Source organism: Paenibacillus sp. 23TSA30-6 (assembly GCF_014858585.1).
Lineage (GTDB): Bacteria > Bacillota > Bacilli > Paenibacillales > Paenibacillaceae > Paenibacillus.
The window spans coordinates 136797-149281 of record NZ_SLTL01000013.1 but is presented as its reverse complement, the minus strand read 5'-3'; the positions used below and the strand labels follow the sequence as shown (position 1 = coordinate 149281).

General features: G+C 50.0%; 13 protein-coding genes, 1 pseudogene and 1 riboswitch. Of the genes and pseudogenes, 13 read left to right on the top strand and 1 reads right to left on the bottom strand.

Going from position 1 to position 12485, the window contains the following annotated elements:
* Positions 1 to 69 (bottom strand): annotated as a pseudogene (locus E0698_RS27685) (DUF3231 family protein); the annotation flags it as partial.
* Between the two features lie 185 nt (positions 70 to 254).
* Here E0698_RS27685 and E0698_RS27485 point away from each other — a divergent pair.
* The 13 genes from E0698_RS27485 (at position 255) to E0698_RS14250 (ending at position 12444) form a co-directional block, all read left to right on the top strand.
* Positions 255 to 497, top strand: a complete 243-nt coding sequence (locus tag E0698_RS27485) for a WGxxGxxG family protein (protein WP_149094200.1) — start codon at positions 255 to 257, stop codon at positions 495 to 497.
* A 423-nt stretch (positions 498 to 920) separates the two neighbouring features.
* A complete protein-coding gene (locus E0698_RS14305; protein WP_189338161.1) occupies positions 921 to 1091 on the top strand; it encodes a hypothetical protein in 171 nt (56 codons plus the stop codon).
* A gap of 238 nt (positions 1092 to 1329) precedes the next feature.
* Positions 1330 to 2955: a spore germination protein gene (locus tag E0698_RS14300; protein ID WP_192511981.1), complete on the top strand. Its 1626-nt coding sequence runs from the start codon at positions 1330 to 1332 to the stop codon at positions 2953 to 2955.
* A complete protein-coding gene (locus tag E0698_RS14295) occupies positions 2955 to 4178 on the top strand; it encodes a Ger(x)C family spore germination protein (RefSeq protein WP_192511980.1) in 1224 nt (407 codons plus the stop codon). The genes E0698_RS14300 and E0698_RS14295 overlap by 1 nt, the downstream gene beginning before the upstream one ends.
* Positions 4171 to 4395, top strand: a complete 225-nt coding sequence (locus E0698_RS14290) for a hypothetical protein (protein ID WP_192511979.1) — start codon at positions 4171 to 4173, stop codon at positions 4393 to 4395. The genes E0698_RS14295 and E0698_RS14290 overlap by 8 nt, the downstream gene beginning before the upstream one ends.
* 39 nt (positions 4396 to 4434) lie before the next feature.
* The gene (locus E0698_RS14285; protein WP_192511978.1) at positions 4435 to 5607 is read left to right on the top strand and encodes a GerAB/ArcD/ProY family transporter; all 1173 of its coding nucleotides are present in this window, start codon (positions 4435 to 4437) and stop codon (positions 5605 to 5607) included.
* A gap of 107 nt (positions 5608 to 5714) precedes the next feature.
* Positions 5715 to 6560 (top strand): uroporphyrinogen-III synthase, encoded by an 846-nt coding sequence (locus E0698_RS14280; protein ID WP_192511977.1) that lies wholly within the window; start codon positions 5715 to 5717, stop codon positions 6558 to 6560.
* A gap of 171 nt (positions 6561 to 6731) precedes the next feature.
* Entirely contained in the window at positions 6732 to 7286 is a 555-nt protein-coding gene (locus E0698_RS14275) for a TIGR00730 family Rossman fold protein (RefSeq protein ID WP_134912094.1), read from the top strand.
* A gap of 57 nt (positions 7287 to 7343) precedes the next feature.
* Positions 7344 to 7527, top strand: a riboswitch (cobalamin riboswitch).
* A complete protein-coding gene (locus E0698_RS14270; protein ID WP_148639809.1) occupies positions 7489 to 7713 on the top strand; it encodes a hypothetical protein in 225 nt (74 codons plus the stop codon). Its footprint overlaps the riboswitch before it by 39 nt.
* A 128-nt stretch (positions 7714 to 7841) precedes the next feature.
* Positions 7842 to 9659: a precorrin-3B C(17)-methyltransferase gene (gene cobJ, locus E0698_RS14265; RefSeq protein WP_192511976.1), complete on the top strand. Its 1818-nt coding sequence runs from the start codon at positions 7842 to 7844 to the stop codon at positions 9657 to 9659.
* A gap of 95 nt (positions 9660 to 9754) precedes the next feature.
* Positions 9755 to 10876 carry a sirohydrochlorin chelatase gene (locus tag E0698_RS14260; protein WP_192511975.1) on the top strand — a complete coding sequence of 374 codons (1122 nt, stop codon included), beginning with the start codon at positions 9755 to 9757 and terminating at the stop codon, positions 10874 to 10876.
* The gene (gene cobK / locus E0698_RS14255) at positions 10873 to 11652 is read left to right on the top strand and encodes a precorrin-6A reductase (RefSeq protein ID WP_192511974.1); all 780 of its coding nucleotides are present in this window, start codon (positions 10873 to 10875) and stop codon (positions 11650 to 11652) included. The genes E0698_RS14260 and cobK overlap by 4 nt, the downstream gene beginning before the upstream one ends.
* Before the next feature lie 147 nt (positions 11653 to 11799).
* Positions 11800 to 12444 (top strand): precorrin-8X methylmutase, encoded by a 645-nt coding sequence (locus tag E0698_RS14250; RefSeq protein ID WP_014278561.1) that lies wholly within the window; start codon positions 11800 to 11802, stop codon positions 12442 to 12444.
* The last annotated feature ends 41 nt before the right edge of the window (positions 12445 to 12485 follow it).

The window sequence follows — 12485 nt, the reverse complement described above, 5'->3', positions numbered from 1 at the left end:
CTGCCACACACTATAAATTTCTCCGTAATGCATGGGCTCGTCTTTTGGATTCCCGCTTAGGATACCCATTATAAAAACCACTCCTTGTTTATTTTAATGTTGTACAAATTTATGATTCCCAGTAGTGAAGATTTAATGTGAAGGTAAGAGTAATGCTGTCATTACAAATAATGTATACGAAATAAGTTCTACTGGGCATGCTAAATACATTAAAGAATTGATTGGAAACACAAATTTAAAGGAGTGGTTTAGGCATGTTGAAAAAAATGAAGATAATGGTTGTTGTTGCATTAATGATTTCAAGTTTTGGAGCGGTGGTAGCATTTGCTGAAAACAGTGAAACCAATAGGGGCACAAACGACAATGGTAGAACACAAATGCTGACTACTAATAATAACGATGACGATAATGATAATTGGGGATGGCTTGGTCTGTTAGGATTAATTGGATTGGCAGGTTTAAGACGTCGCGACCATGAAAACCACAAAAAAAGATAATCGTAAGTAACAACTCAAAAAACACCTTAAAAATCCCTGCTGTCCTTAACTGGTCGGCGGGGATTGTTTTGTTGAAGGAATTACCACATCGTTCATCGAATGATTATCGAGGTGATCAGCATATACCATACATATAAAGTGTTAAAATCGGATATAGAACTATTTGCAGCTGCATTAAGCCAGGTAAGATGGAGATTTATTTATGGGAATTTTCAATAAAGTGTTCGTACCCACTTTGGCATCGGTATTACTCTGCGCAACTATTTTACCTTCAGTAGGTAGTGCGGAGCAATTGACTGAGTCAGAGGAAAATCAGATCCAAACCGAAGTTATTCAGACCGACCGTGGAGAAGCAACTATAACAACAAACTTTAAAGACGACGCCCATCGAATAATTCCTGTTGTCCCTATCGGGTGTACTCCATGAACAAATTTTTAAAACGTTATGCGGGTATTTTGCTAGGCTATGCAATAGGCATAGGAATTTTTTATGCACTGGGATATAAGCTGAATGCTATGATGTTTTATATTATTTTGACTGGAACTGTAACTGGAGAGATAATCAATTTTACATTGTCAAAACGAGAGAAATAAAAAAAGCTCTGCTAACCTAAATTGGTCGGCAGAGCAGGGCGGTGGCGATGGGAAGCACCATCCGACTGCGCAGTGGCGTAATAGGTAACTTTTAAGATCAGATTAAAAGAAGACTCCAAAACCACCTTAAAGTGGAACTGGAGTCTTCTTTTTGTGCTTATTGGATACATAATCCTTTGCAGGCTGGTACATCCTACATGTCATATTCCTGATCGGCCATTCGTAGAGGGGGATAACGATGAAGAAAGTACACTTTCCCAAGCTGCCGAGATTACCGTGGAGCCGGCGCACGATTCCGGCTGCAGATCGCAAGACACGAAATTACGATGCTCTTAAAGGACTGCCTGAACCATCATGGTTGGAACAGCCGTTGAGGAGCAGTCTGGAAGACAATTTGACTGCTTTGCGTGATATTTTCAAGGATTGCTCTGATTTCGTCTATCGAGAGCTGATGATTTCCCCTGAACGCAAAGGGATGTTGGCTTATATTGAAGGCACGGTGAAATCGGAGGATTTGCAGGATCATATCCTGCGGCCTTTCATTTTGGGCATGATGCTTAAGGACCCCGAGGTAAACGGAACATTAGATCCGCTGGATGAAACTCGGATTTCCATGTCCCAGACCAAAACGATGGATCAATGGAAAATGGTCTCGGCGGCGATACTGGATGCCAATGCCGCTTTGTTCGTAGATGGTTCGCCTCGTGCGTATATTTTCAGTGCTAAGGGAGGCGTCCGCCGTGGCGTGGAGGAACCGCAGACTGAAGCGGTTATTCGCGGGCCGCGTGAAGGATTTACCGAGACCCTTCGCGTGAATACGGCCTTGCTGCGATTCAAGCTAAAGACCTCCAAGCTCAAGATGCACAGCATGACCATCGGGAAAGAAACCCAAACGAGCGTCGTACTGACCTATATCGAGGGGATCATAGATCCGAAGCTGGTAGAGGATGTAAAAAAAAGACTCAGCGATATCCAAATTGATGGTGTGCTGGAGACGGGATATATAGAGGAACTGATTGAGGATCACCCGTTTTCACCGTTCCCGCAAATGGAATATACGGAACGTCCGGATACGGTCACCGCGCAATTGCTGGAAGGACATTTTGCCATTTTTGTGGACGGAACGCCCTTTGCCCTGATTGGGCCAGTCACGATGTGGCAGATGATGCAAGCGAGCGAAGACTATTACGAACGCTTTTTCATCAGTAATATGGTGCGCTGGATTCGGTTTCTTTTTCTCATATTAGCCCTCTTTTTGCCTGCATTATATGTAGCGGTCACAACTTATCATCAGGATATGCTGCCGACGACGCTCATTTTGAGTATTGCGGCGGCGCGTGAATCTATCCCTTTCCCCGCCCTGGTGGAAGCATTGATTATGGAGATTTCCTTTGAGGCGTTACGGGAAGCGGGGATTCGTCTCCCCAAAACGGTCGGCCAGGCTGTCAGTATCCTCGGCGCGCTCGTTATCGGTCAAGCCTCTGTACAGGCGGGAATTGTGTCGGCACCGGTAGTTATTATCGTGTCACTCACAGGTATTGCGTCGTTTACTATTCCGCGTTTTAACTTTGCTATCACCGTTCGTTTGCTGCGGTTTCCGATCATGCTGATGGCGGGGGTATTCGGATTGTTTGGAATCATTATCGCAACCACACTGCTCGCTACACATTTAACCCAGCTAACGTCGTTTGGTGTGCCTTACATGAGCGGGTATAGCCCGTATAATCACATGGACCAAAAGGATATCGTCGTTCGTGCGCCATGGTGGAAATTGACCAAACGACCTTCCTGGATTGGAAAAGGCAACAACAAACGAGCGAAGGAAAAGATGAATGGATCGCCTACAACCGAGGAGGGATGGTGATGAAGAAGCCCGAAGGATGTAATGCAGGAAAAGTGCGTAAAGCGGCTGTGCTCAGTTGTTTGTTGCTTTGTTCTGTTCTTTTGGGGGGATGCTGGGATCGTCGTGAAGTGAACGATGTAGCCTTTGTAATGGGTACCGGTTTGGATAAGGAAGGGGATCAATACCGTGTAACGATGCAAATTGCTCTCCCCGGACAGCTCGGTTCTTCGGGAAGCACAGGAGGTGGGGGAGGCACAAGGGGAACGAAATCCTATTATCTGGAGTCCAAGATAGGTCCAAGCTTCCGGGGAGCAAGCACCGAGGAACAGCGGGGAGTTTCACGAACGCTGAATTTCTCCCATCGACGGGTACTATTATTCGGCGAGGCACTGGCACGTGAGGGGATCAGCAAATTTATGGATGTATTGGCGCGTATTCCGCAGAACCGTCTGTCTTCGCTGATAGTCATCACGAAGGGCTCGGCGCTGGAAGTGCTTCAGGCGGATGCCCCGATTGAGCAATATCCAGCAGAGATGGTGCGTGAGCTCAACATTGCATATATGAAGGAACCCCGCTCCATTAAGTTGTTGATGAATTCAATCCTGCTGGATGGTATTGATCCGGTTGTGCCGGTGATGTCTCTCGTGAAAAATGGTCCCGCCAACATAAAGGACAAGAAGACGAATATTCAGGTGGATGGGCTGGCTGTATTTCGCAAAGACAGGGTAACAGGGATTATCGATAACCATCTAAGTCGGTTTCTACTATTGGGGATGGAGCAGGCCAAGGATACGGAGATATTCATTCCTCCTCCTAAAGGTGCTGGTTATATATCCGTTCATCTCATCGAAAATAGCGTCCATATCAAGCCTCATATTCAGGGGGATGATATACGAATGACCATTCGTCTGAACTGCAATGGGAATGTAAGGGAGGATGAGACAACATTCGATATATCCAATGAGGGAAATTTGAAGTGGCTGGAGCAGCAGGTTGCCGAAGAGATCAAGAAAGAGCTGGGTGAGGCTGTCCGGGTTATTCAGCAAAAATATCATTCAGACATACTTGGCTTTGGCCGGGCTATCATTATGAGTCGTCCAGATGAATGGAAACGGATTAAACCTCGATGGGAGCAATTGTATCCCAAGGTGGAGGTCACCATAAACCCGATTGTGCATATTGAGAATATCGGTGCGATCACCAAACCATTCGGGATCAAAAAGGAGCAAATCCAGAATGAATAAAGTATTTTTGTTACCCTTGGTGCTGGTTATGCTGCTCATGTATCTGATTGAACGCCAAAGTCTGAAAGCTGCACCTGCCGTCAATCGCTGGGTCTCACGCGTATTGTATGTCATTAGCATGGGTATCTGGATCTACGGAACCTCGACAAAGAGTTCCGTTTATGTGGCCACATGGCTAAGCCGTTTTATTGATATGTGGCTCCCTCCTGCGTTGTAACGAGCGCAAGATGCCTGTGGGAAAAAGGAGGTCTCCTGTATGAAACAGTTTACAACCAGACAAATCGTGCTGCTTGGTATGTTGATGGAGGTCAGTATTACCATTGTGCATGCTCCGACGCAGGCAGCAGATTACGCGCATCAGCATGCCTATTGGACCTGTGCGATTGCTGCCATCGTAATATGCTTGCCGATCTGGGCGATGTTGAAGCTTAAGCGGCGTTTTCCGGATCAGGATCTGCTACAGGCCATAGTCAGTTCTCACCCCGTGCTAGGGCGTATGCTACTTGTGGTTTATATTGTTTTATTTCTGATCATTTTTGCACGAGATATGAGAATTATTACCGATCTGGTGGGAATTGTACTTTTGCCGCTGACTCCGATTGTTGTCATATCCCTTATTATGCTGCTGACCTTAACGTTCATGGCCAAGGGCGGTATAAGCACGATTGTGAATATGGCGGAGATTTTTGTACCGTTGTCGGTTCTGACGATACTGACGATGCCGCTTGTTTTCGGGCGTAATATGGATTTTTCGGCACTGAGACCGATTTTGCACCCGGATGTAAATGGAGTTATCAAAGGTAGCTGGCGTATGCTCGGATATATGGCAGATATTATGCTGCTGCCTTTTGTGATTTCGGGAAAAAGCTATGGTCCCCGGAGCGCGTGGCTAGGACATTTGACCGGAACCGCTTTTCTGATCATCATGGTTCTGCTGGAGGAGCTGGTTATTGGAGTTCCTATCTTGTCGCGGCTGTTTTATCCATCGTATGAACTGGCGCGTCAATTGCAGTTAACCGACTTTCTGGATCGGTTCGACTTGTTTGTGGCTGCACTGACTGTACCAACCCTGCTTACAAAGATTGGTGTTGATCTGTATGTAACCAGTTTGGCGGTAAAGCGCATGTTTGCCCACACACGGGGGAGTCTGATGGTTTGGCCCGTAGGCTTGTTGGGTTATGTCTGTTCCTTTATGCTGTTCTCTAATATCGTCCAAATTTATGATTTCAGCCGGGAATGGACGATGGTAATGGTTATTTTCTTTGTTTTCATGCCTTTTGTGCTATGGCTGCTGCTCCGATCCAAGCCTAAAGAAGATAGCAAATATCCTAAGCCATCTGGAGAGAAGCAGGATAGTGTGAGTCAGCAGGATAGCACGAGCCAGCAAGAAAGCCAACAGGCAGGCAGAACAGGACAAGCTAACTTATAAGTTTACTATATTCATTGGAAAAAGAATTCTTATTTGTCTTTCAGCCCTCTAATTGTATACTTGGTAGAAAGGATTATGACTTCGATTTCTACAAGGGAGGGAACAGGATGGCACAACGCATGGCAGGCAAGAGAGTTGCCCTTGCCGGTCCCCGTAAAGCAGACGAAATGGCATTGCTGGTTGCAAAAATGGGAGGCGAGCCAGTGCAGCGTCCGGCCCAGGGTACGGTTTTTCTGGATGATATTGAGCTGCGCAATGCGGTTGTATCGTGGGTGAAGCAGCCGCCGGACTGGAACATTTTTACGACAGGTATGGGGCTGGACGCGCTGTTCGATATGGCGGAGGATATGGGCGTGGCGGAGCAGATTATGGAGCTGCTGCAATCCTCGAACATTGCGGCGCGCGGCTACAAGACGGTCAATGGACTCAAAAAGCGTGGCTTCATACCAGATGTACGGGACGAGGATGGAAGTTTGGACGGGTTGACGCGTGCTTTTGCGCCGTATGATCTGAAGGGGAAGGAAGTGCTGTTGCAGTTGCATGGTGATCCGACCCCACGGCTGGTGAAATGGCTGGACGAGCAGGGGGCAGTTACCCGGCAGGTACTCCCTTATAAGCATATTCCACCCGAGGAAGCGAATTTGCAAGCACTGCTAGCGGATATTGTAAGTCGTAATGTTGATGCAGTTACGTTCACCAGTGGTCCGCAAATCCGCTTTTTGTGCCAATATGCGAGGGAACAGAAGCAGATGGAAGACGTGTTGGAAGCTTTTCGCCATGATGTGATCGCTGTGTCGGTAGGCAAGGTGACGGCGCAGTCCATTTTGGAGGAAGGTATTGAACGGATCGTGTTTCCAGTGGAGGAACGAATGGGCGCGATGATGGTGGAGCTGGGAAGATATTTTGAGCATAGCGCCTCGGTGCACGGCTACGGTCTTGAAGTTGTGAACTGAAAACTAACCTATATCCTTGCGATAAAGGGTAAAATAAAGATAAGGGCCTACAGGGTCTTTATCTTTTTTTGTTGGAAATGCATCGACAGAAGTTTTTGTTATAACGAAAATATTTATTTAATATAATGAAAAAGCCTCGATGCGGGATACCAGAACAGGAGCTGAGACATTATGAATTCCATTTGTGTATTTGCCGGGTCCAGACCCGGACATTCATCGGTATATCTTCAGGAGGCAGGCAAGCTTGGAGAGGCTATGGCCCGACATCATGTTCGTCTGATCTATGGAGGCTCCAGCAAGGGGCTGATGGGTGAGGTCGCAGATGCGATGCTGGCCGGGGGCGGTCAGGTCACCGGGATTATGCCGACCCTGTTATTCGATGCAGAGATTATTCACCGGGGAGTCACCGAATTTATTGAGGTGGCAAGCATGCATGAACGCAAAGCGGTCATGAGCGAAATGGCGGATGCCTTTATTGCCCTTCCGGGGGGATTGGGAACATTTGAAGAGCTGTTCGAGGTGCTGTGCTGGGCGCAAATCGGCATTCATCGCAAGCCCATCGGGCTGCTGAATGTGAACGGATATTTTGACCCGTTGGCGGAAATGGTGCGTCATAGTGTGCGCGAGGGATTTACCGGAGTTGACCATCCAACGCTGCTGAGTATCTCTGCGGACCCGGACGAATTGTTGCATATGTTAAAAAATAAGGCAGAGAACTTGAAATAAAGCGTTTTTCATGCTTGCACAACTGATTGAGCCAAGGTTATGATAAGACCCATAATCAAATAGCGGACAGACAAGGTGCCTTTGTGATAGCGAAGGGTAACAGGGAATCGGGTGCAAGTCCCGAGCGGTCCCGCCACTGTAAGGAAGAGGATTTTTTCAGACGTCACTCGTGAGAAAACGGGGAAGACGAAAAAATCTGTTGATGCCGAGCCAGGAGACCTACCTTGATCTGTATGCACCGTTAACCTTCGCGGAGAGGATGGGTGTACGAAATCAGGAAATCAGGCGCACGCTGCTTTTTCCATGTTGGTTGCAGGTTTGCGTGGAGCTGAACATGCAGAAGCATTTCAAGCGTGAACAGGCAGATGGAAAGCAACGGCACGATGGCGGAAGACAAGAAGTGTCTTCTTATGCTGTGTCCGTCTGATGATACGATGCGTACATAGGAAACCCATCCGGGCAGGATGGGTTTTTTTGAGTTACAGGATGTCCATATATAAGTGAAATAGATAGAAGTGTGGAAAACATAGCCTAGATTTAAGAAGGAGGATAACGATGAGCCCATTAGGGAAATTGCTCGTGATTGGATTCGGACCGGGGGATATGGAACATATCACCAAACGGGCGCTGGACGCGCTGGCCGAGAGTGAGGTCATTATCGGTTACAACACCTATGTAGATCTGATCCGCCCGTTGTTGAACGGACAGGAGATTGTGCGCACAGGCATGACAGAGGAAGTGAGCCGTGCGCAGGAGGCGGTTCGACAGGCGGAGATGGGCAAGAAGGTAGCCGTCATTTCCAGTGGAGACGCAGGCGTATATGGCATGGCCGGGCTAGTGTACGAAGTGCTGATGCAAAAGGGCTGGCGCCGTGAGGACGGGGTTGAGGTAGAAGTCGTGCCGGGAATATCGGCGATTCAGTCCTGTGCTTCGCTGTTGGGTGCGCCCGTCATGCATGATGCATGCACGATCAGTCTGAGTGACCATTTGACCCCGTGGGAGACGATTGTGAAACGTGTAGAAGCGGCAGCTTCGGCGGATTTTGTCATTGCACTGTACAATCCGCGCAGTGGTCGGCGTACACGCCAGATTGTTGAGACGCAGTCCATTTTGCTGCGTTACCGTGATCCGCAGACTCCCGTCGGGCTGGTGAAGAGTGCTTATCGCGACCGTCAGCAAGTAATTGTGACGACGCTGGAGGACATGCTCAACCATGATATCGGTATGCTGACGACCGTCATCATCGGCAATTCTTCGACGATGGTGTATGACGGTCTGATCGTGACGCCGCGCGGGTATCAGCGCAAGTATACGTTGGGTGCGACCGAGCAGGCGCTCAAGCCGCATCAGCGGCTCCGCACGGAAGCGGAGCCGTGGTCGCTGGGTGCGGAAGAGGATCGCGCGCTGAATGCGTCGCAGACAGGCGCAGCACCCGCAGTGCCAGCCCCTGCGGGTGCTGGCGGGACCGCGCCCGCGCCTTCCGCGAGCGGTGCTGCTGCGGTTGCCACGCAGGCACGCCCGCAAGCGGTGGCTGCCGTGCAAGCCGGGGCGGCCCCGGCATCGCTGGCAGCGGAGGCGCTGAGCCGCCTCGCTGCGGGCGGCAAGCTGCCGGGCGAAGCGAGTGCGCGCTGGAACGGGCAAGCGCCCGCCGTGAGCGTCGCCGGAACGGCAGCCGTGGCCGGAGCGGCGGCTACGGCCGGGACAGCGACAGGCAGCTTTGGCAAGCCTGCGCTGTTTGAGGTGGGCGTTTCCCCCGGCGTGGGAAACAAGAAGTTCACCGCTCGCCAGATGGCGCTGCTCGCCGAGGTAGCGGGTGATGAAGGCGAGCTGGAGTACACGCCGGATCACCAGATCGTGCTGCGCGTGCCGTGCGCGGACCCGGAGGAGCTGGTAGGGCGGCTACGGGATGAACGATTCATCGTGATGCCGATTGGCGATGTGTTTAAGGTGAAGGCGTGCGACTTCTGCAATATGGAGAAGGATGACGCTGTGCCTGTGGCGGAGCATCTACAGGTTGTACTGGGCGGATTGCAGGCACCCAAGGAAACGAGCATTGCTTTGAACGGCTGCGGTATGGCCTGCTATGGAGCGGTGCTGGAGGATATCGGGATTGTGTACCGCAAGGGAGGATATGATCTGTTCCTCGGCGGCAAAAAATTCGGACGCAACGCTCATGCCGCTCAACCTGTGGCAGAGGGCATTCCGGGGGATCAGATTACGGATATCGTTGAGAACGTCATCGCTGAATATAAGGAAAAAGGGCATCCGAACGAGCGTTTTCATAAATTTTTCAAGCGTGTGGGCGTGGTAGCGGGTTTTCGGCATGAAGATGCGCCTGCAATAGTGGAAGTGAATGCCGTCTGTGGCGATTAATGGGCTAGAAAGCCTGTTTTTATGGATGTAAGCATATAGATAAAATAGGGCGTCTTGCAGGTCATCCCTATTTTGATGAGGAGGAAAATACAGCAGTGAATGCAATATTGTTGGTTGGACATGGAAGTCGGGACCCGGAGGGGAATCAGGAGCTGATGGAATTTGCACAGGCGGTGGCAGGTCGGGTACCGGATATGTGCGTGGAAACCTGTTTCCTGGAGTTGGCACGTCCCGGCATTGCCGAAGGAGTGCAGACATGTGTGGAAAAAGGGGCGACGCGTGTCGTTCTTATTCCGATTATTTTGTTCGCAGCGGTACATGCCAAAATTGATATTCCGATGGCTATTGACCGGGCAAAGGCGAAATATCCGCAGGTGGAATTTGTATACGGACGTCCGATTGGCGTTCACGAAAAAATCGTCAGCATTCTGCAAAGCCGCTTGAAAGAGGCCCGTCCGGTTGCGGTTCCAGCCGGTATGGATAGCGCTGTGGAGGCTTCTGCTGAGGTGACGGATGAAGAAACGGCTGTGCTGGTGCTGGGACGCGGAAGCAGCGATCCGGATGCGAACAGCGACTTTTTCAAAATTACCCGTATGCTGTGGGAAAAACTCCCGTATACGTGGGTGGAGAGCAGCTTTATCGGTGTGACACAACCCTCATTTCCAGATGGCTTGGAGCGTTGTCTACGTCTAGGTGCCAAAAAAATCATCGTGCTTCCATACTTTCTATTCACGGGTGTGCTGATTAAGCGTATCGGAGAAATGACAGAGGAATTTGCGGAGTCTCATCCTGAATTACACGTGGAAATGGGCGGATATTTTGGGTTCCATCCACAATTGGTCGAGCTGGTGCTGGAGCGTGCCAACGAAGGCTTGGTTGGCAAGGTGGTGGCCAATTGCGATAACTGCCAGTTCCGTCTGGAGGCGCAGGAGCACCACCATCATCACCACGACCATGATCACGATCACGGACATGACCACGATCACGGACATGACCACGATCATCACGATCACCATCATGATCATCACGACCATGACCACCATGCACATGGACACGATCATCATCATGAGGAACACTCACATGATCACGAGCATGAGCATGTACATGCGCACAGCCATGATGGCCATGATCATGAACACCACCACGATCATTCACATACGCCGTCTGTGGTGAACGGGAGCGGCATTTCTGGCAGCGGGCAGGTGAAGGGCTCATGATATTCATGCTATGCGGAACGAGCGATGCTCGGGAACTGGCGCTGCAAATCCGTGACAACGGCTTCAAAGTATTGGCCTCCGTCGTAACAGAAAGTGCGACAGCGAGTCTGTCCGAAGTGGGGCTGGACGTACGTACAGGTCGAATGACAGCCGATGAAATGGCAGCAGTGGTTCGGGAACAGGGAGTACAGGCTATCGTTGATGCCAGTCATCCTTTTGCAGAAGAAGCACATGCGAATGCCATGACAGCCGCCCGCGAGTCCGGGGTTCCTTATGTTCGCTATGAGCGGGCAGGGCTGGTGTATGACAATCATTTGTTACTTCACATCGTACCTTCCTATGAGGAAGCCGCATTGGAAGCGAAGCAGCTCAAAGGCTCTGTAATGCTTACAACAGGCGGCAAGACGCTCGGCACGTTCACCAAGCATTTGCTGGGAGACCCGGATATTCGTTTGGTTGCCCGCATGCTCCCGCGTCTGGACAATATGGAGAAATGCGGCGAGCTGGGCATGGAGCAAAAAAATATTATCGCCATGCAGGGACCTTTTTCCCGCGAGATGAACGAAGCATTGTACAAGCATTTCGGCACGACGGTGATGGTCACCAAGGAAAGCGGACGAACGGGAGCGGTAGATGAGAAGGTTCAATCTGCCCTGGAGCTGGGGATTCATGTCATTTTGATATCCAGACCGGAAGTGGAATTTGGCACCGTATTTGATCATTTTGACGGAGTGATCGACGCACTGCGCACAACCAAAGTGGACCCTTCGATCTGAACTATGACCCTGTGAATCTGATCGATCCGGGTAATTAACAACCCAGTCAATCCGATAAATCCAGAACTTTTTCTGACGTGTATTTAAAATATAGTCATCTTAAAATACGTATATAAACTAATTTTCCATAAAGGAGTAGTCGAAACGATGGATTTTAAAACAGATTTCAAACCGTTAACGGTGCAGCCGCAGGAGATTGAGGGCAAAAGCTTCGAGATGATCACGGAAGAACTGGGAGAGCATCCTTTTACAGAAGCGCAATATCCAGTCGTACAACGTGTGATTCACGCGTCTGCTGATTTTGAGCTGGGCCGCAGCATGGTGTTTCATCCGAAAGCGATTGAAGCCGGGGTTGCAGCCATTCGCGCAGGGCAGCAGGTCGTTGCTGACGTGCAAATGATTCAGGCGGGACTCAGCAAGGATCGTATCCGTCAGTTTGGCGGAGATGTGCATGTGTACATTTCGGACCCGGACGTGATGGAGGAAGCAAAAAGACTGAATACGACACGCGCCATTATTTCGATGCGTAAAGCGATTCAGGCAGGCGAAGGCGGTATCTATGCGATTGGTAATGCGCCGACAGCGCTGCTGGAGCTGATTCGTCTGGTGAAAGAAGGAGCGGCCAAGCCCGGCCTGATTATCGGAATGCCTGTCGGCTTCGTATCGGCGGCAGAATCGAAGGACGAGCTGCGCAAGCTGGATATTCCGTTCATTACGAATATTGGGCGCAAGGGTGGCAGTACCATCGTCGTGGCGGCATTGAATGCGATCTCCTTAATGGCTGTCCGCTAGATGCGGTTGTCTGTTTGCTGTATCATGAAATGAATTGGAGC